The organism is Aliivibrio sp. S10_S31 (assembly GCF_014694495.1).
GTDB lineage: Bacteria > Pseudomonadota > Gammaproteobacteria > Enterobacterales > Vibrionaceae > Aliivibrio > Aliivibrio fischeri.
This window is the reverse complement of sequence record NZ_JAAUWR010000012.1, coordinates 96,107-114,961: the sequence shown is the minus strand read 5'-3', so window position 1 is coordinate 114,961 and position 18,855 is coordinate 96,107. Positions and strand designations below refer to the sequence as shown.

Annotated in this window: 14 protein-coding genes; 6 read left to right on the top strand and 8 right to left on the bottom strand. The window is 38.7% G+C overall.

Going from position 1 to position 18,855, the window contains the following annotated elements:
- Nucleotides 1-82 precede the first annotated feature (82 nt).
- A complete protein-coding gene (locus tag HC728_RS12045; protein WP_065640188.1) occupies nucleotides 83-1,045 on the bottom strand; it encodes an AraC family transcriptional regulator in 963 nt (320 codons plus the stop codon).
- A gap of 244 nt (nucleotides 1,046-1,289) precedes the next feature.
- Between HC728_RS12045 and HC728_RS12040 the strand changes: the two genes are divergently transcribed.
- The gene (locus tag HC728_RS12040; protein WP_065622358.1) at nucleotides 1,290-3,320 is read left to right on the top strand and encodes an FAD-dependent oxidoreductase; all 2,031 of its coding nucleotides are present in this window, start codon (nucleotides 1,290-1,292) and stop codon (nucleotides 3,318-3,320) included.
- 98 nt (nucleotides 3,321-3,418) lie between these two features.
- Here HC728_RS12040 and HC728_RS12035 read toward each other — a convergent pair whose 3' ends face one another.
- A complete protein-coding gene (locus tag HC728_RS12035) occupies nucleotides 3,419-5,332 on the bottom strand; it encodes a DEAD/DEAH box helicase (protein ID WP_017020242.1) in 1,914 nt (637 codons plus the stop codon).
- A gap of 323 nt (nucleotides 5,333-5,655) precedes the next feature.
- Between HC728_RS12035 and HC728_RS12030 the strand changes: the two genes are divergently transcribed.
- Nucleotides 5,656-7,686, top strand: a complete 2,031-nt coding sequence (locus HC728_RS12030; protein WP_065640881.1) for an exoribonuclease II — start codon at nucleotides 5,656-5,658, stop codon at nucleotides 7,684-7,686.
- 70 nt (nucleotides 7,687-7,756) lie between these two features.
- Here HC728_RS12030 and HC728_RS12025 read toward each other — a convergent pair whose 3' ends face one another.
- Nucleotides 7,757-8,059, bottom strand: a complete 303-nt coding sequence (locus tag HC728_RS12025) for a late competence development ComFB family protein (protein WP_238933812.1) — start codon at nucleotides 8,057-8,059, stop codon at nucleotides 7,757-7,759.
- Between the two features lie 200 nt (nucleotides 8,060-8,259).
- Between HC728_RS12025 and HC728_RS12020 the strand changes: the two genes are divergently transcribed.
- From HC728_RS12020 to HC728_RS12005, 4 genes are all read left to right on the top strand, one after another.
- Complete coding sequence (locus HC728_RS12020; protein WP_017020244.1) at nucleotides 8,260-9,492, top strand: GGDEF domain-containing protein; 1,233 nt, start codon at nucleotides 8,260-8,262, stop codon at nucleotides 9,490-9,492.
- Nucleotides 9,493-9,659: 167 nt separating this feature from the next.
- Nucleotides 9,660-10,040, top strand: a complete 381-nt coding sequence (locus HC728_RS12015; protein ID WP_005422416.1) for a DUF3302 domain-containing protein — start codon at nucleotides 9,660-9,662, stop codon at nucleotides 10,038-10,040.
- Entirely contained in the window at nucleotides 10,040-11,170 is a 1,131-nt protein-coding gene (locus tag HC728_RS12010; protein WP_065604757.1) for an HlyD family secretion protein, read from the top strand. The genes HC728_RS12015 and HC728_RS12010 overlap by 1 nt, the downstream gene beginning before the upstream one ends.
- Before the next feature lie 190 nt (nucleotides 11,171-11,360).
- Nucleotides 11,361-12,962, top strand: a complete 1,602-nt coding sequence (locus HC728_RS12005) for a BCCT family transporter (protein ID WP_190395532.1) — start codon at nucleotides 11,361-11,363, stop codon at nucleotides 12,960-12,962.
- A 75-nt stretch (nucleotides 12,963-13,037) separates the two neighbouring features.
- On the opposite strand, the gene HC728_RS12000 is transcribed toward HC728_RS12005, so the two are convergent.
- The 5 genes from HC728_RS12000 to HC728_RS11980 all read right to left on the bottom strand — a co-directional run bounded on the left by HC728_RS12000 (nucleotide 13,038) and on the right by HC728_RS11980 (nucleotide 18,847).
- Nucleotides 13,038-14,090 (bottom strand): DUF4056 domain-containing protein, encoded by a 1,053-nt coding sequence (locus tag HC728_RS12000; RefSeq protein ID WP_065604758.1) that lies wholly within the window; start codon nucleotides 14,088-14,090, stop codon nucleotides 13,038-13,040.
- 10 nt (nucleotides 14,091-14,100) lie between these two features.
- The gene (locus HC728_RS11995) at nucleotides 14,101-15,225 is read right to left on the bottom strand and encodes a BamA/TamA family outer membrane protein (protein WP_065640884.1); all 1,125 of its coding nucleotides are present in this window, start codon (nucleotides 15,223-15,225) and stop codon (nucleotides 14,101-14,103) included.
- A 3-nt stretch (nucleotides 15,226-15,228) separates the two neighbouring features.
- Entirely contained in the window at nucleotides 15,229-16,107 is an 879-nt protein-coding gene (locus HC728_RS11990; protein WP_005422407.1) for a hypothetical protein, read from the bottom strand.
- 275 nt (nucleotides 16,108-16,382) lie between these two features.
- Nucleotides 16,383-17,639 (bottom strand): DEAD/DEAH box helicase, encoded by a 1,257-nt coding sequence (locus HC728_RS11985; RefSeq protein WP_065604760.1) that lies wholly within the window; start codon nucleotides 17,637-17,639, stop codon nucleotides 16,383-16,385.
- A gap of 170 nt (nucleotides 17,640-17,809) precedes the next feature.
- Nucleotides 17,810-18,847, bottom strand: a complete 1,038-nt coding sequence (locus HC728_RS11980; RefSeq protein WP_065604761.1) for a porin — start codon at nucleotides 18,845-18,847, stop codon at nucleotides 17,810-17,812.
- Nucleotides 18,848-18,855 lie beyond the last annotated feature (8 nt).

The window sequence follows — 18,855 nt, the reverse complement described above, 5'->3', positions numbered from 1 at the left end:
AAGCACTGCTGATTTTTCAGAAAATATCACTAATATCTAAAAACGAGAACAAATATTTAATTTGAATACAATAATGTGTGTATTAGTTAATCATTGACGGCGTTACACCTCCACTCCAACGCTTAAATGCACGCGTAAAGCTACTTACATCTACGTACCCTAACTCATAAGCAATTGAAGTTATATTCTTATGATTACTTTCTAATAAATGCTGAGCTCTTTCATAGCGGTATTTATCAATTAATTCACGATAATTAGTATGAATTTGATTGAGTCTTCGATTCAATGTTCTTGATGTGATACTCAAAGATTTAGCTAAACTATCGTTATCTATCATCAACAATGTTTCTTGTTCATCCAAAAAGTCGTAGCATTTTTGAATGATATCGACAGAACTCATTCTCTGAGATTTCCGAATAACGACAGGCAATAAAGCATCATAAACCTCCAAATCTCTTGTCTTAATTTGATAATTTAGAGCCGTTCTTTCAATACAGATTTTCATTAAGCCTTGACGCACTTCAATTACACATCCTAAGAGTTCTTCAAATTGATTTTTTGTTGCTTGATCAAAAGGAAAATAGCCAATTTGAAGTTTAATTTTACCTTTCAAGTTTGGGTGAATATTGAGCATTAATCTGATGACAATAGCTACATAATAAATTTGCCCCAAATAAGTAATTTCAACCTGTCTTGACTCTGTATTTCTAACAAGAACTTCTAAATACTTAGCATTGAAGGTTTTATTATTAATCAATCGCATAGGTGAGCCAAAGCACACTGAGTATGTAGTTAAAATATAAACTAACTCATTAATATCATTAGCACTAAAAGCTAATAAAGAATAAGAACCAAACGTTAAAGGTGAAACATTTGTTATTGCTTTTTTTATCAGTTCTATACTATTTCCTTCTTGATACCCCTGATACAACACAGCTTTTACTATCTCAGTTTCAATATAATCATTATCGAATTTTAATTCATCTTTAGTCAAAGAGCTTAATAACTCTAACCAGCCTTTATGTATAACAAGATTTGGGTTCATGACATAACGCTCTCTTTAACTCAACATACAATCAGATAAATAATCTCTAAGTATTACTGTTTTTTAGTGATTGATCTACATCAACAGAGATTACGCTTGTCTTAATAAGCAAATACCCTGTCTTAAAATGCCAAATCAAACTTAAGATAGTCTGCTTAAATAACACCAAGTTTGATTACTTAATTTTTGGATTAAGGCCAATGATTAAGTAATCAAATTTCTATTTATTTATGGAGTCCTATTAATGCTAAACGATAAACATAAAGTCTTATTTGAACCGATGAAAATTGGAAGTTTAACCTTAAAAAATCGATATTCTATGGCTCCTATGGGGACATTAGGCTGTGTTGATAGTGATGGTGCCTACAATAAACGCGGACAAGACTATTATATTGCTCGTGCTAAAGGTGGCGTCGGTCTTATTATCACTGGCGTACAAATGGTTGAAAATGAACTAGAGCAGTTCCCTATGCCATCGCTTCCTTGCCCTAGTTACAACCCAACAGCCTACATCCGCAGCGCTAAAGAAATGAATGAACGTATTCATAGTTATGGAACTAAGATTTTTGCACAACTTACAGCTGGTTGGGGACGCTCATGCATACCAGGCTTCACACCTGCCGATAAAAGCATTGCCCCTTCTAAAGCTCCTAACCGTTTTGACCCTTCCATTGAACACCGTGAATTAACCACTAATGAGGTTCAATACTTTATTCAAAAATTTGTTGAGTCTGCCATGATCGCTAAAAAGGCAGGATATGATGGTGTAGAAATTCATGCCGTGCATGAAGGCTATTTACTTGACCAATTTACCATGGAATTTTTTAATCAGCGAACTGACCAATATGGTGGAAGCTTTGAAAACCGTTATCGCTTCGCTGTAGAGATTGTCGAAGGCATCAAAGCCGCTTGTGGTCGCAACTTCCCTGTTTCTTTGCGCTACTCTGTCAAAGGAAATACCAAAGGCTTTGGCCAAGGGATCCTACCAAATGAAATAGCCGAAGAAGTTGGTAGAGATATGGATGAAGGTCTAAAAGCAGCGAAATACCTTCAAGATGCAGGTTATGATGCTTTAAATGTTGATGCCGGTACATATGATGCTTGGTACTGGAACCATCCTGCAAACTATTTTGAACCGGGTATGTATCAACCCTATTGTAAGGCTGTATCTGAGGTGGTGAGTATTCCTGTATTAATGGCTGGGCGTATGGAAAACCCGGATCTCGCAAGTCATGCTGTAACCGCAGGAATAGCGGATGGGATCTCAATGGGACGTCCTCTTCTAGCTGATCCAGATGTTGTAAATAAAATTCGTCGTGGTCGATTTAATGAGGTTCGTCCATGTCTTTCTTGCCATTTAGGCTGCCTTGGTCGTATGGCTGAAATTGGTAATATTTCATGTGCCGTGAACCCACGCTGTGGACGAGAAGAAGAATATGGCTTATTACCATTAACTAAAAAGAAGAAGATTGTCGTTATTGGTGGCGGCGTTGGTGGTATGGAAGCAGCGCGTGTAGCTTCTGAACGTGGTCATAATGTCGTTCTCTTTGAGCAATCAGGTAATCTTGGTGGTAACGTCATTCCTGGCAGCCAACCCCCATTCAAGCATGATGATAAAACACTTATCGCATGGTTTTCTGGTGAATTAGAGAGAAAGTCCGTTGATGTAAGAATGAATACAGCAGCAACTAAAGAGCGTATTGAAGCAGAAATGCCTGATGCAGTGATCTTTGCTACAGGATCTCGCCCTTCTGTACCATCTTGGATTGAAGGTGTTAATTTACCTCATGTAATGAGTGCAGAAAAAATGCTAATGAACCCCGAGTTGATTACAGGCGATAATTTAATTGTTATCGGTGCAGGATTAGTCGGCGCTGAAGCGGCATTATGGATGGCTCAACGTGGTAAAAACGTCACTTTAGTCGAAGGTAGTGATGATATTATTGGTGGCCCACATGGTACCTGCTTTGCTAATTATCAAATGCTTAAAGAATTGCTAGATTTTGAAAAGGTATCATTAAAAACGTCAACTTACTTATATTCAATTAATGATAACGGCATTGTCATTCAACCAGCTAACGATAGAAAACAACTTCAACAAATCGACGCAGAACACGTTGTAATTGCAATGGGCTATCGCGCAGAAAAAAGTCTTTATGATGAACTTGTAACCGAGTTAGATGTAGAACATGTCTATAATATCGGAGATTCTCAACAAGCAAGAACCATCATGGCTGCAATTTGGGATGGCTATGAAATCGCACGTTCCATTTAATTAAATCCCGATACTAAGCCTCTTCATTGAGGCTTTTTTACAAACACAAAAAACCGAGCTACATGAGCTCGGTTTTTATTTTAATTCTTTGCTAAGGATTAACCTTCGCTGCGCTCGCTGCTGCGACCACGGCCACGACCGCCTGGTGCACGCTCGCCACGGTGACTACCACGGTGATCACCACCTTTGTTGCGATCAAAACGACGTTCGCCACCACGGCCACCTTCACGGTTTCCGCCTTCACGATTACCACGGTAACCACCACGGCTGTTACCGCCACGGTTTTCATCACGGCCACCACCAGTACGTGGACGACGTTCGATTGTTAGGTCAACACCTTCAACAACAACCGCTTTTGTTTCGTTTTGACGAATACGTAGTTTCTTAAGTTTGCCAGCAACATCTGCAGACATTTTCTTAGGAAGTTGTACATATGTGTGACCAGGAGCAAGTTTGATTGCACCGATAGAACCTTTAGTGAAACCAAGTTCGTTAGCTAGAGCACCTACGATGTCTTTAACTTGTACGCCTTGCTCACGACCAACTTCTAATTGGTACGTATCGAAGTCATCGTTATTGTATTGACGACGTTCACCACGCTCAGGACGATCACCACGGCCGCCGCGTTCACCACGTTCGCCACGATCAGAACGACGGTTTTTCGCACGCTCCATAGCTGCGATCATTGGGTCTGGACCTTTGTAGAATAAAGGACGCTTACCTTGTTGACGCTTAAGAAGCATAGCAGCAATAGTAGTTGCATCAATTTCTAATGTTTCTTGAAGTTTATTGATTAAATCAGTAAACGCATCAAGAGCAACGAATTCTTTATCAGCTTGAAGCTCAGCAGCTAATGCAGCTAGACGAGATTCAGCAACTTGGTCACGGTGTGGAAGTTGAATTTCTTCCATAGTTGACTTAGTTACACGCTCAATTGTACGAAGCATACGCATTTGGTTTGTGCGAACTAAAAGAATCGCTTTACCTTTACGTCCAGCACGACCTGTACGACCGATACGGTGGATGTAAGACTCAACATCAAATGGGATGTCGTAGTTGAATACGTGAGTAATACGTGGAACATCAAGACCACGAGCAACTACGTCAGTAGCAACTAGAATATCGATAACGCCATTTTTGATATTATCAACAGTACGTTCACGTTGAGACTGAGGAATATCACCGTGCAGTGCAGCAGCTTTAAAGCCACGAGCAGATAACCAATCAGCTAGACGCTCAGTATCTTGACGAGTACGAACGAAAACGATTGATGCATCAGTTTCTTCAGTTTCAAGTAGACGAGACATTGCTTCGTCTTTTTCTACGCCTTTAACAACCCAGAAGTTTTGCTCTACTTTATCAACAGTGTGGTTAGTACCAGCAACGTCAACACGAGCAGGATCACGTAGGTAACGGTCAACAATTGTTTTAACCATTGGAGGCATAGTTGCAGAGAATAGGATACGTTGAGCTGTATCTGGTGCTTTTTCAAGAATCCAAGTTACATCGTCAACAAAACCCATTTTAAGCATTTCATCAGCTTCATCTAGGATGAACGTATGAACTTCGCCTAGGTTTAGACGGTCACGGTTTAATAAATCTTTAACACGGCCAGGAGTACCAACGATGATATGAGCACCGCGGCTTAGAGCACGCATTTGATCAACGATAGATGCACCACCGTAGATCTCTAAAACTTTAAGACCCTTGATGTTACGACCAAGGTTTTTAACTTCAGCAGCAACCTGAATAGCAAGTTCACGCGTTGGAGCCATGATAATTGCTTGTGGGTTATGTTGCTTAAGATTGATTTTGTTTAATAGTGGTAAAGAGAATGCAGCTGTTTTACCAGTACCTGTTTGCGCTTTACCAAGAGCATCACGGCCTTCTAGAAGTAGAGGAATCGAAGCTGCTTGAATAGGAGTTGGAGCTACAAAGCCCATATCATCAAGTGCAGATAAGATTGATTCGTCTAAAGCCAGTTGGCGAAATTCAGTAATAGATTCTGACATTGGGATCCCAATAATTAATCATATAAAAAAGGTCCCATTTGCTCAGCAAGTTCCATACACACACACAAGCTCTCGGGACAGGACAGGTTAATTCAACTTAAATTATAGAAAGTGGATTAACTCAGGGCGCGCATAATGCCCTAATACGGCAAGAATTACCAGAAAAAATTGAGCGAGTTCACAAATTTAGCTTCATTTTCTTAGATTTGGTAGTTTTTTGTACTTTAAATGTTCTTTTTTGTACATTTCGTCCAAGTTTTCTAGTAATCAATTAGGTGCAATAGTAAAATTACTTCGTTATTTCTCTATTATAATGAAGGCTCATGTTTCAAGATAACCCACTACTTGCGCAATTGAAGCAGCAAATACAAGAAAAACTCCCAAAAAAAGAAGGCACCATCAAAGCAACTGAACGTGGCTTTGGCTTCTTAGAATCAGATGATAAGAAAAAAAGCATCTTTATCCCACCAGCACAAATGAAAAAAGTTATGCATGGTGACAAAGTAGTGGCTCTTATTCGTACAGAGAATGAAAAAGAGCAAGCAGAACCGGATCAATTAATCGAACAATCAATTACACGATTCATTGGCCGTATTCAGATGTTTAAAAAACGTCTACAAGTTATGCCTGATCACCCTAGTTTAAAAAATGCTATTAAGGCAAAGACTCGCAAAGGCGTAAACCCTGAGACACTTAAAGAAGGTGACTGGGTTGTTGCAGAGTTAACTCAACACCCATTAAAAGGGGATCAAGGCTTTCAATGTGATATTACCCATAAAATCACTGACAGTGATGACAAAATTGCACCTTGGTGGGTAACTCTAGCTCAAAACGATTTACCTAACTCAGAGCCTGAGGGTATTGAGCATTGGGAAATTAAAGACGACGCTGATTTAGTTCGTGTCGATATGACAGCAACCCCATTCGTAACTATTGATGGCGAATCAACCAAAGATATGGATGATGCGTTATATATCAAAAAGCTTGAAAATGGTTCATTTGAACTAACTATTGCTATTGCAGATCCTACAGCTTATATCACACCAGATGACAGTATGGATAAAGTGGCACGTGAACGTGGTTATACGATCTACCTACCGGGTCGTAATATTCCTATGTTACCTCGTGATTTAAGTGATGAGTTATGTTCTTTAATTGAAGGCCAAGAACGCCCTGCTCTTTGCTGTACAGTACTGGTTGATGCTGACGGCAATATCCAAGAAGAAAGCATCAACTTTTTTGCAGCAACGATCAAATCACATGCTCGTTTAGCTTATGACCATGTTTCTGATTTCTTAGAAACGGGCTCTTGTGATAAATGGCAACCAAATGACACCATCGCACAAGTCGTTACTGAACTGTATGAGTTTGCTCAAGTACGTACAACTTGGAGAGAAACTCACGCGGTTATTTTCCCAGATCGTCCTGATTACCGTTTTGAATTAAGCGAAGACAACGATGTTATCGCTATCCATGCTGATATGCGCCGTACAGCGAACAAGCTTGTTGAAGAAGCAATGGTAACGGCAAACATTTGTGCAGGTAAAACATTACGTGCCGCATTTAATATGGGCGTATTTAACTCTCATGCTGGTATCAAATCTGACAAATTAAAAGACGTTGTTGAAATTGTTAATCAATTAGACGGTGTCGAATTTACGGAAGAACAAATTGCTACTCTTGAAGGCTTTAGTGAATTACGTCGCCTATTAGGAAAGCAACCTACGTCTTATTTAGATGCTCGTATTCGCAAATTCCAAACCTACAGCGAAACAGGTAATGAACCACTACCTCACTATGCTATGGGATTAGATATTTACGCAACATGGACTTCTCCAATCCGTAAATACAGCGATATGATCAACCATCGTATGCTTAAAGCTCATATTTTAGGAAAAGAGCCTGTTCAACGTCCTGATGATATCGTTGGAGAAGAACTAGCACTTAGCCGCCGCTTCCATCGTATGGCAGAACGAAATGTAAGTGATTGGTTATATTGTCGAACATTAGCATCAGAAGTTGAAAAAGAAACTAAGTTCACAGCGGAAATCTTTGATATCAACCGTGCAGGTATGCGTGTGCGTTTAATTGAAAACGGCGCAGCAGCATTTATTCCTGGTTCATTAATCGTTGATAATAAAGAACGTATCGAATGTAATGCTGACCAAGGTATTATCTCCATTGATAAACATGAGACGTTTAAACTTGGCGATCAACTTCCTGTCGTATTAGCTGAAGTAAAAGAAGACACTCGTAATATGGTTGCTAAACCACTTCAGGCTTTTCCTGCTCCTGAATCAGAGGAAGCACCAGTTGTTGAAAGTGAAGATAAAACAACAAATGCAAACGCATAAATAATCTTTATTTTCGTACAAAACAAAAACCCATACTTATCGGTATGGGTTTTCTTTTTATTACTAAATACTAATCTAAATTCAGTTTTCCTGAAAATGACTCCTCTTCATCTTCCAATTGAAAACGATCTTTTGACCGATAAACAACGATATCTTCAAAATCGTCTTTTCTTTCTCTTCTATCATTCGCGATCATTTTTTCTGCATTTTCAACCGCAGCTGCAACCATTTCGTTATATTGCATTAATTTTTTCTGGGATGTTGCCGCTAACATATCCAGGCTATAACGAATATAGAGTGTAGGAAGCTGATTTAAAGCAATACACTTCATATCTGTGATTTGATCAAGCGTATAAATCTGGTGGAATTCCAATGCAAAAATCGTTTATTGACGAGTACTTCCATATAATTATGAATGTTTGATTCCATAGAGGCACCTTGTTGTTGTTTAATGCATTAAGTGTATCGTAAGCATATGAATAGAGTCACGTTATTGATAGAATAACAAATTGTCTTATCAGTTCAGTGACACACTCTTTCTTTTTTAGTTTTATAGGATTAGTTAAAAAAATAATGTCTTTTAACCTTCTCAGCCATCCTTTATTCAAATTATTGCTGCCTATTATCATAGTTGTATCTGTGATTACTGGAATGGATGGCATAATCCAACTCTCATCAGAGAATCAAGGGTTCTCCTATATACTGCCCTATATTGTATTATCTATTGTTTTATTACTAAGTCAGCCTTTTAACCAAGGGCGTATTGGTATGATAGCGATAAGCATGGCTATCGCTTATTGGATAATTCAAGAAAGGTTGCAAGTACCATTATCATACGGTACGACACGAATTGAATTTACATTAACCGCCTTTTTATTGCCGATCTGTATGATGGCTACATTCATTTTCCCTGAGCGTCGAATTTTCTCTAAGTTTGGCGCTGGCTATTTATGTATATTACTCTTCATGTTTTTCTGGTGTTGGATAATCACAGTACACTTTGCCGATAATGACATGACTGAAATATGGCAAACCTACTTGCTCAATATTCCAGAAATTTCGCCTTTACCTGTTATCGTTGTTCTTTATAGTATAGTGATGTGTGGTTTATCCGCTATTTTCGTTTTAACTCGAAGCAATAATACGGATTTAGCGTCTTATACGTGTCTGCTGTATTCATCACTTACTTTTTCATTATTTAGTGTTGATTATATTTCAAGCACCATGTTTTCAATTGCAGGGTTACTGCTTCTACTCTATATCATTACAGCAAGTCATGAATTAGCGTTTATTGATCAGTTGACGGGAATTCCGGGCCGACGAGCTCTAGAATCTGAAATGAAACACCTTGGTCGCACCTATACCATTGCAATGCTTGACGTTGACCATTTCAAGAAATTCAATGATACCTATGGGCACGATACTGGTGATGACGTGCTTAAGTTAGTTGCAAGCATCATGGCTCAAACTGGTGGTAACGCAAAAGTTTATCGTTATGGTGGTGAAGAATTTACGGTTTTATTTAAAGGTAAAACAGCAAAGCAAAGTTTAGAATATCTTGAAGAGTTACGAGAAGACATCGCTGATTATGATTTAATTATTCGTGATACTTCTACTCGTCCTAAAGATAACAAAGAAGGACAAGCTAAGCGTGGTAAAGCGAATAAAACAAAAGTCGTAAACGTAACCATCAGTATTGGTGTTGCTGATAGTGAAGATTTAAGAAAGCCACAACTCGTTATTAAAGCAGCCGACGAAGCTTTATATAGAGCTAAAGAAGGTGGACGTAACTGTGTAAGTGAATAACTTAACCTTTGCTTAAAAACACTCGAAAAACCGACTCATTTTGACTGCAGTCGGTTTTTTTTATTCTAAAAACTTATTAACCTTGCGTATTGTTCTTACAAATGCCAAACTCAAGTTATTAAAAAATATAGTTTTTGTTAACAATAAAGATAAACAAGGATACGTTTATGTTTTTAGATTATTTTGCACTTGGTTTATTGGTCTTCGTTGCCCTTGTCATTTTCTATGGCATCATTGTCATTCATGATATCCCTTATGAAATAGCTCACAAACGCAATCACCCACATTCTGATGCTATTCATGTCGCTGGCTGGGTAAGTCTATTTACACTCCATGTTTTATGGCCATTTCTTTGGATCTGGGCAACGCTATGGCGTGAAGACCGTGGTTGGGGCTTCCATAAAATCGAAAACAATCAATTAGAGCTACAAACTCGCGTTAATCATCTTAATGACCAAGTAGAGCTATTAACTGAAAAGCTTTCTCAAATAGAAGTCAATCAAGTTAAACAAGCGCCTCAAAAACCATCTCAAGAGGAGCAAGCATAATGGATTTATTGCTTATTTTGACGTACACCGCTTTATGTATCGCGGTATTTAAAATCTTTAATATTCCACTAAACAAATGGACAGTTCCTACCGCAGGTTTAGGTGGTGTTGTATTAGTTGGCACTCTAGTTCTATTGATGAACTACAACCATCCATTTACTCAGTTTGGTGGGCAATTTTATGTAACCACGCCAATTGTCCCAAGTGTTAAGGGGAAAGTTATAGAGGTTAATGTAACGCCTAACCAGCCTGTTGCTGCGGGCGATGTTTTATTTAAAATTGACCCAATTCCTTTTCAAGCTGAAGTTGTTCGTAAACAAGCTGCTTTAAGTGAAGCCGAGCAAGCTGCTCTTCAATTAGAATCCGTATATAAATCAGCACAATCAAACACAATAAAAGCAACAGCGGATAAAGATAAAGCCTATCGTGAATTTAAACGTTATGAAAAAGGCTATAAAAAAGGCGCTTTCACTGCTCAACAACTTGATACTCGTAAACAAACCTACAAAGCATCTGAAGCAACGTTAGAATCTGTTCAAGCTCAAGAGCAACAAGCAAAACTGGCACTAGAATCTGAAATAAACGGTGAAAACACCACAGTAGCTCGTATGCGTGCAGAGTTAGAGCAGGCACAATTTAATCTAGATGAAACCGTTGTTAGAGCGCCAACAGATGGTTATGTAACTCAGATGGCACTTCGCCCAGGTATGATGGCCGTCCCTATCCCACTTCGTCCTGTAATGACGTTTGTACACACAGAAGATCAATACTTTGTTGGTGCTTTCAGACAAAACTCATTACAACGATTACAGGCAGGCTTTGAAGCTGAGTTTCTTTTCAGAGCGATTCCTGGACGTGTATTTAAAGGAGAAGTCGTCGAAGTTATTCCTGCAATTGGAGAAGGTCAAATCCAAGCATCTGGAGCCCTTTTAGGAACAAATGCAATCCGTACAAATGGTCGAGCATTAGTAAAACTGAAACTGACTGATGATGTATCAGAATTTCACCTTCCAGCTGGTTCAAACGCTGAGATTTCCGTTTACTCTGATAGCTTCGAACATGTTTCAATTATGCGTAAAGTATTAATTCGTATGAAGTCTTGGCAAAACTATCTATACCTTGACCACTAATCACCTTCAATCTGCATCAAAACGCCTTAAAGCACTGTTTTAAGGCGCTTTTATTTATATCAATAAAAAAATTATATATGTTATTGGATTCTTAACTCTGATATTATCCTCATGAAAAAAGCTGTTACATTAATGTTGCAGTCGTTTGATGGTCTCCAATGGGAGCCATTATATTTTAATGTGAGGACGCATGAGTACTACGGATAAGTACAGTATAGACAGTACTGACTACGAGGTTGGACAGGACAATATCCAAAAATGGGGTTTTGATATTCATAATCAGGTTTTTGGCATTAGTGCTGGTTCCATTATTCTTTTTCTTACAGTGCTTCTAGTTATGGACCCAACTGAAGCAAAATCTCTTCTCGACGGTGTTAAGTGGCAAATCATCAACAATTTTGATGGCCTATTTATGTGGTCTAGTAATATCTTCCTGATATTCTGTTTAGCACTGATCATTTCTCCTTTTGGAAAGATTCGTATTGGTGGCGATAAGGCAAAACCTGAGCACTCTACTATCTCATGGATGGCAATGCTATTTGCCGCTGGCATGGGTATTGGTTTAATGTTTTATGGTGTTGCCGAGCCTCTTGCTTACTTCACGGATTGGTATGGCACTCCTTTAGATGTTGAACCATTTACCGAAGAAGCTAAAAAGCTGGCATTAGGCGGAACGATGTACCACTGGGGTATTCACCCTTGGGCAATATATGGTTTAGTGGCACTATCTTTAGCATTCTTTACCTTTAACAAAGGGTTGCCGCTATCAATGCGTTCTGTTTTCTATCCTATTTTAGGTGATAGAACATGGGGTTGGTTTGGTCATATCATTGATATAATGACGGTACTTGCAACGCTATTTGGTCTTGCTACCTCTCTTGGTCTTGGGGCTCAACAAGCAGCAGGTGGTATCAATCACGTGTTTGGTACTGATGGTGGCGTTAATATGCAAATTGGCGTGATCATTTTCGTGACCATGCTTGCTATGATCTCGGTAATACGAGGTATTGATGGCGGTGTAAAACTATTAAGTAACCTCAACATGCTTGTGGCTGTTGCTTTATTATTCTTCATTATTTTCATTGGTTTCTCTGATGTAATGAGTGCATTACCGTTAACAGTGACAGGGTATATTGAAAACATCATCCCACTAAGTAACCCTCATGGTCGTGAAGATGAAGGTTGGATGCACGGTTGGACAGTATTCTATTGGGCTTGGTGGATTTCATGGTCTCCATTCGTAGGTATGTTCATTGCTCGTGTATCTAAAGGTCGTACGGTTCGTCAATTCTTGATATCAGTAATGATCATTCCAACGCTGGCAACAGCATTATGGATGTCTGCGTTTGGTGGAATTGCAATTGAACAAGTCGTAAATAAAGTCGGTGAATTAGGTGAGAATGGTCTACAAGACATCACTATGGCACTGTTTAATATGTATGATGCGATTCCTATGAGCACTGCCCTTTCGGTTATTTCTATCGTACTGATTATGGTGTTCTTTGTAACATCATCAGATTCTGGCTCTTTAGTTATCGACAGTATTACTGCTGGTGGTAAAGTGGATGCTCCAGTTCCTCAGCGTATTTTCTGGGCTACGGTTCAAGGTTCTATTGCTGCTGTATTATTATGGGTTGGTGGTACTGAAGCAATGCAAGCGCTGCAGGCAGGTACGGTATCTACTGCACTACCATTTACGTTTATTCTACTTATGATGTGTGTCAGCCTAATTAAAGGCTTTAGCACTGAAAAGTTTGGTACGACACCAAATATGGATAAAGCAAAAGCATAAATTGTTTAATGTTATAATTAAAAAAGCCCTGATACGAGAAATCGAATCAAGGCTTTTTATTATTAATAAGTGATATTATTTATTTTTTGCTTGCTCTTTTTCGTCTTGCGCTTTAGCAAAATCTGCTATCATTTGAAAATCATTTGGAGTCCAATAAGCTTTATTTCTCAGAGCCTTAGGTAAGGAATTAAACGCTTTATCATTTTTATTATGCATTAACTTAAACGTTGCTAACGCTTCATATTCCGTTGATAAGCTCTCTTCCACCCCATTTTTAAAACCATTTGGTCGAAGATCTGTCCCTAAATGATATTCACGATGAATAACAACCCATTTGTTTGGCAAGCGCTTATCGCTATCCCACCATACTCCATCCATGCTTTTGATTTGAGCTTTTGACTCTTCTTTCGATACTACACCAAGCTCAATAAATTTGGCTTCAATGGCTTTTGTCATCGCTTTTGAGAAATCATCTTTAGACAAATTGGGATTTTTAGCAATAACAGAACTCGCTATTTTTGCACCAAGCATATTCGAATATAAATCTTCCGGCGAAAATGCAGAGGCCAATTCTTTGAAACCTCCAACCGATTCCATACCAAACCATTGAGCAATCTCATGCCATTGAGCAAGGCGATATGCAGTTAAAGCCGCTAATTCCACACTGATCTTTTGTTTCTCTTCAAGTGTAAAATTGCTTTTTGATTCAGTTAATTGGATCACTCTATCTTTTAACTCAGGCGATAAGGTAATCGAGTAATCAGTTCCTAAATGAGCTTTAAATTCAGTATATAAATAGTAAGTAAAATCTGCGGTATCACGAACGTGTGCGGAATCTAAAAATCCACCTTTTTCAGAATAAAAAATACCATTACTCTCATCACCAAGCCCCATCAAACTGCTTGCTACGCTTTGACTACCATCGTTGTATATATGATCACCAAGATCATCAATATTTAATACATTTTCTACAGAGACAAATGGGACAGGAATCCCCCCTACTTCTGTTTGTAAATTAGTGCCAAATGCACAGCATGGCCTCACACCAACTGGAGCATCCGCATATACTGAAAATGAGCTTCCGAAAAGAAGACTGGTCGCTATCATGAATAAAGTTTTGTTATTCATATTTCCGCCCTTAAAATGCTTCGTTAATTTGAAAATATACGGCTTGGCTATCTTTACCTATACCGTAATCAAGTCTGACATTGACTCTTGGCTTGAAAGCAAAGCGGTAACCTACTCCATACGTAGGTAACCATTTACTATCAAATAACTGTTGATAAGAATCAGCAACATTACCACCACCAACCCATGCAACCATGCCATGTCGGTGATTAAACTGATGACGCACTTCGATTTGAGCTGACGCTTGTGTATTATCTCTATACTGTCCGCTGTAATAGCCTCGCATACGCTTATCACTGCCTAATGAAGACAAAGCGAACCAAGGAACATCTCCTTGTACAGTCTCACTGTATGCTTCCCAAGCAAGTACCGTATCACTGGTTATTTTGTAATATTGGCGATAGTTAAAGGTCGCTTTATTAAATTCATAATCCGAACCTAGCGACTTACTGTATTCATTCCAGTTAATGCTAAGTAACGTACCGCTGTATGCATTAAGTTCAAAGTCTCTGCTATCATATTCAAGGCTAATGGTTGCTGCAGTTAAGAGCGTATCCTCTAAGTCTTTTGAATTCAGAAGCAACGAATCTGTCGTCTGCTTACGGTGGCTCTCCAAATCAAAACCCGCTAGCAAATAGGTATTAGGATAAAATTGATACGCTATTTTCGGAGTAAACCCAAAGATTTCAGCTTCAACTAAAGTTTTATTTCCTTCATTCTCAGCTTGCTCTTTCCCAATCCCCCAATAGTATTCGGGCGTATGACTTGCTTTTGCTTGAACTAAAAATCGAATTTCATCATTCTCAAAATAAGTGCGATTATTAATCCCTATTCCATATGAACCAGAGCTCGAACCATAACCCGTAATACTAACCGTAGATAATGGAGCGCTGTCTTTATCTTCTAATGGCGAATATAAGCCAACAGCGGCAATACCGAGACCAAAGCCTTGCTCAGGGTTAGCAAAAGGGCCAGGTAACACTGCCCAATCAACACCTTGGCTAACATCAATATCTTCAGATGAACCTAATTCTTCAAGAAAAGTGTCGACCCAACTTTGTGGTTCTTCTTTTGCCGAGATCGACAATGCGTAGCAGCTCAATAATACTGCCGTCGATATTTTTAAAAGTGTCATGGTTTAAAATCGCATATCAACGGTAAAGAAAATACTTTTACGATCGCCAAGCCCTGCTTCACCTAGTAAATACAATCGATCATGTAGCTTATATTGCATACCAATTAGAGGGTTCCATGGTGTCACTAGGTGCTGTTCAACATTAAAACGGCCGTTATCCACTTTACCGACAAGACTACCCAAACTACCAGTTAAACCAATATCAGTTAAATTACCTGATAATGATTGCTCTACATCTTGATACATAGCCCCCACCCACAGACGAAGTGGTGCGCCTAAACGATTAAAGTCATAACCAATACGTGGCGAAATAACAATGGAGCTAATCGTGCCATCAATAACATTAAGCTCAGTTTCCGTATAACTGGCATCTGCTAAAGCAAATACATCTTTATACCCACCAGCTAATACAAAACCAGCGCCATAAAGTGTGCCATTTAAATCTAGGCGAAATGGCATTTTTATACCCGCCTCTTTACCAAACGGTTTAACATTAATCGTGGTTTCCGAATACCCTTTTAATTGACCTACGATTCCATACAAATTCAAAAAAGGAAAAAGCCAAACATCACCTCGTAATGTCAACACTTCACTCATTTGTTTGCCGTTTCCAATAGGTTCAATTTCCACTAAATCACTAATTTGGTGAGGTGGATTCCAAGGTAATAATGCAGGAATAGTTCCTTCAAAACCCACGCTATCTACTGAGATATCCTGAGTTTGTTTCATATAACTGATGTTTAAACCAAATGCTTCTGGTAAATCATAGCCACGAGCTTCTGCTTCATCTTTCCAAATAGGTAACGTAAAGGATTCTGCAAACAATGAAGATGAATAAGATAAGAATAACAAGCAAAGTACAGAAAGTGCTCTTTGCGACATAAAGACTCCAAATACTGAAGGAAAGTAATCCAAAAGCGGCTTCAGTTTTCGATGAATAATACTCTCCACCTTTTCATAATCAATCTTCTTTTACACTGATTTACAAATAGATGGAATCTGTATTAAAAACGAGAAACAACTGCGTTTTTTAGAATCAAATCACAGAATACTTCAAAGCAATCGATAGATACTAGCAATATTTTTAACAAATACCCACACACTCACAACATTTCACATTTAAAAAAAGGCGCTATACGCACCTTTTTTATTTGTCTTTATCGTTTGTTTTTTCCACGATTTGCGTGAATCTTTAATTTTGCTTTCATTTTTCGTTTATCTGAAGAACGGCCGCGACTCTGTCTTGGACGATCTTCTTTTAATGGCGCATTCGGATCGGGTTCATATCCTTGTAACCACTCTTGTGGTAGACGTGTATCTAATAACGTTTCGATTGCCTTTAATAAATACTCTTCGTCCATACTCATTAAAGAGATAGCTTTACCCGTATGCCCAGCTCTACCCGTACGTCCTATACGATGTACATAATCTTCTGCTTTAAATGGCAATTCATAGTTAATTACGCATTCAAGTTGTTCTATGTCTAAACCCCGAGCAGCAACGTCTGTTGCTATTAATGCACGAACCTTACCTGTCTTAAACTCTTCTAAAGCTCTCAGGCGTGCTCCTTGGCTTTTATCTCCATTAATAGAAGCGGCTTTTATCCCATCTTTTTTTAGCTCTTTTACTAACTCGTCAGAGCCTTGTTTGGTTTTAGTAAAGACCAACACTTGCTGCCAATTACGAGAACCAATTAAATAAGCCAATAGTTCACTCTTACGATGTTTATCTACTGGATAAACCATCTGCTCAACCGTATCAGCAGTACTGTTCGTTGGAGTCACCTGTACTTCTTTAGGCTTATTAAGCATGTAATAAGCTATTTCTCTTACTTTTTTACTGAAAGTTGCAGAGAAGAACAGAGTTTGACGTTCATCAGGCATTTTACGCAGAATCTTTTTAATATCAGGAATAAAGCCCATATCTAACATACGGTCAGCTTCATCTAACACTAAATACTCAGCTTGATTTAAGGTGATAGTTTTTATATGCAGATGGTCTAACAAACGCCCTGGTGTTGCGATTAATATATCTGCCCCACCAAGCAAGTTTTCTTTTTGTACATTAATACTTGTACCGCCATATGCCACTACAACCTTTAATTCGGTATTTTGAGTGTAACTTACCAAACTATCAAAAACTTGTTGTGCTAATTCACGAGTAGGCGTAAGAATTAAGCTTCGCACCACTTTGGATTCTTCATGACGTTCAATTGGACTTTCAATCAAGCGTTGGATCAGTGGCAGACCAAATGCTGCTGTTTTACCAGTGCCTGTTTGTGCTCCAGCCAGTACATCATGTCCTTGTAATACCAGTGGAATAGCTTGTTTCTGAACGGGAGTTGCTTCTTTAAAACCTAATTCTGCAACCGTTGTTAGGATTTGTTCTGTTAATCCTAGAGACGCAAATGACATGATGAACCTATGCATAGACAATAATGGTGGCTGATTGTAGCAAATCATTCATATTAACCCTACGGTAAGTCACCATCATTTATGCATTTATTTTCTAAACATAAAAAATCCAGTGTACTTTGCAGGCACACTGGATTGATTAGGAAAGTAATGGATTTAATCAATAAAGATTATAGGTAATAACGAGCACCTAACATCCATTTATTATCTTCTTTATTATTGTAATCGTTACCTAGATCAACTTGGTAACCGGTAAAGCCAACGAACTTCTTAGTGAAATTGTATTCTGCTTGAATTGCAGAGGTGCTATAAACGGTTTTACTTGCATCATTATCCACCACTGATTCATAGTTTAAGCTTAGGTTTAAGCTGTTATCTAGAGCATAAGCAATTAACGCTTCGTATGCTGAACTGTCTTCAATTAGAGATTTTATTGGTGATGCATCACTGTTCATGTTTTCATTCATCGCATAAACACCTGCTACATATAAACCTGAACCATATGTGCCATATGTGCCACTTATTACGTGTGATTCAGAAGTTACCGCTTTGCTACCAAGTCCATAATTCACATCACCCGTATTGTATGCATAGTTAGCAGAGAAACCAGCAATACGATAATTTAGTGCAACCTGTCCACGATTGCCATAATCATTAGTTACCGAAGGCGTTCCGTCGATTGTATCAGATTTACGACCTTGCCAACCTGCAGCTAAACCTAACTTGCCAGCATCACCCAGCTCAAACATTTTACCATAGCTCAACATCTCTTCAGCACGGCCAGTACCTAAATTACCATGATCTTCATAAATAAAATCATTCGCAAAAGCAATCGGCATATCCGCTACGCCGGCAACACTGTAGTAAGGAGCCCATTGTGTACCAGCAACCATACGACCAAAATCATTATGAGTAACACCAATGTAACCAAGACGTGTGGTGAATGCGTTTTCACCACCATCTAAATAATTTAGCGCCCATTCACCTTTTGCGTCGGCAACAAAACCATTGCCTAAATCGTGTGTAGCATTAAAGTTGATACGTGGAGAAACGGCAGTTAAACCTGTATCCCCTTCATCAGATCCTTCAAGAGCAACAGATACATGTCCGCCAATATCAAATGTTGTTCCATCTTCATTATACAATTCAACAGCAATCGCATTTGAAGAAGCAGTGATAATAGCTAAGGCAAGTAATTTTTTGTTCATTCTAATTT

What these genes read in the sequence shown, in the direction of transcription:
- HC728_RS11990 (WP_005422407.1), bottom strand. Translation starts at nt 16,107, where the DNA reads ATGTCGCAAAGAGCACTTTCTGTACTTTGCTTGTTATTCTTATCTTAT.
- HC728_RS12040 (WP_065622358.1), top strand. Translation starts at nt 1,290, where the DNA reads ATGCTAAACGATAAACATAAAGTCTTATTTGAACCGATGAAAATTGGA.
- HC728_RS11980 (WP_065604761.1), bottom strand. Translation starts at nt 18,847, where the DNA reads ATGAACAAAAAATTACTTGCCTTAGCTATTATCACTGCTTCTTCAAAT.
- HC728_RS12035 (WP_017020242.1), bottom strand. Translation starts at nt 5,332, where the DNA reads ATGTCAGAATCTATTACTGAATTTCGCCAACTGGCTTTAGACGAATCA.
- HC728_RS12000 (WP_065604758.1), bottom strand. Translation starts at nt 14,090, where the DNA reads ATGAATAACAAAACTTTATTCATGATAGCGACCAGTCTTCTTTTCGGA.
- HC728_RS12010 (WP_065604757.1), top strand. Translation starts at nt 10,040, where the DNA reads ATGGATTTATTGCTTATTTTGACGTACACCGCTTTATGTATCGCGGTA.
- HC728_RS11995 (WP_065640884.1), bottom strand. Translation starts at nt 15,225, where the DNA reads ATGACACTTTTAAAAATATCGACGGCAGTATTATTGAGCTGCTACGCA.
- HC728_RS11985 (WP_065604760.1), bottom strand. Translation starts at nt 17,639, where the DNA reads ATGTCATTTGCGTCTCTAGGATTAACAGAACAAATCCTAACAACGGTT.
- HC728_RS12020 (WP_017020244.1), top strand. Translation starts at nt 8,260, where the DNA reads ATGTCTTTTAACCTTCTCAGCCATCCTTTATTCAAATTATTGCTGCCT.
- HC728_RS12005 (WP_190395532.1), top strand. Translation starts at nt 11,361, where the DNA reads ATGAGTACTACGGATAAGTACAGTATAGACAGTACTGACTACGAGGTT.
- HC728_RS12015 (WP_005422416.1), top strand. Translation starts at nt 9,660, where the DNA reads ATGTTTTTAGATTATTTTGCACTTGGTTTATTGGTCTTCGTTGCCCTT.
- HC728_RS12045 (WP_065640188.1), bottom strand. Translation starts at nt 1,045, where the DNA reads ATGAACCCAAATCTTGTTATACATAAAGGCTGGTTAGAGTTATTAAGC.
- HC728_RS12030 (WP_065640881.1), top strand. Translation starts at nt 5,656, where the DNA reads ATGTTTCAAGATAACCCACTACTTGCGCAATTGAAGCAGCAAATACAA.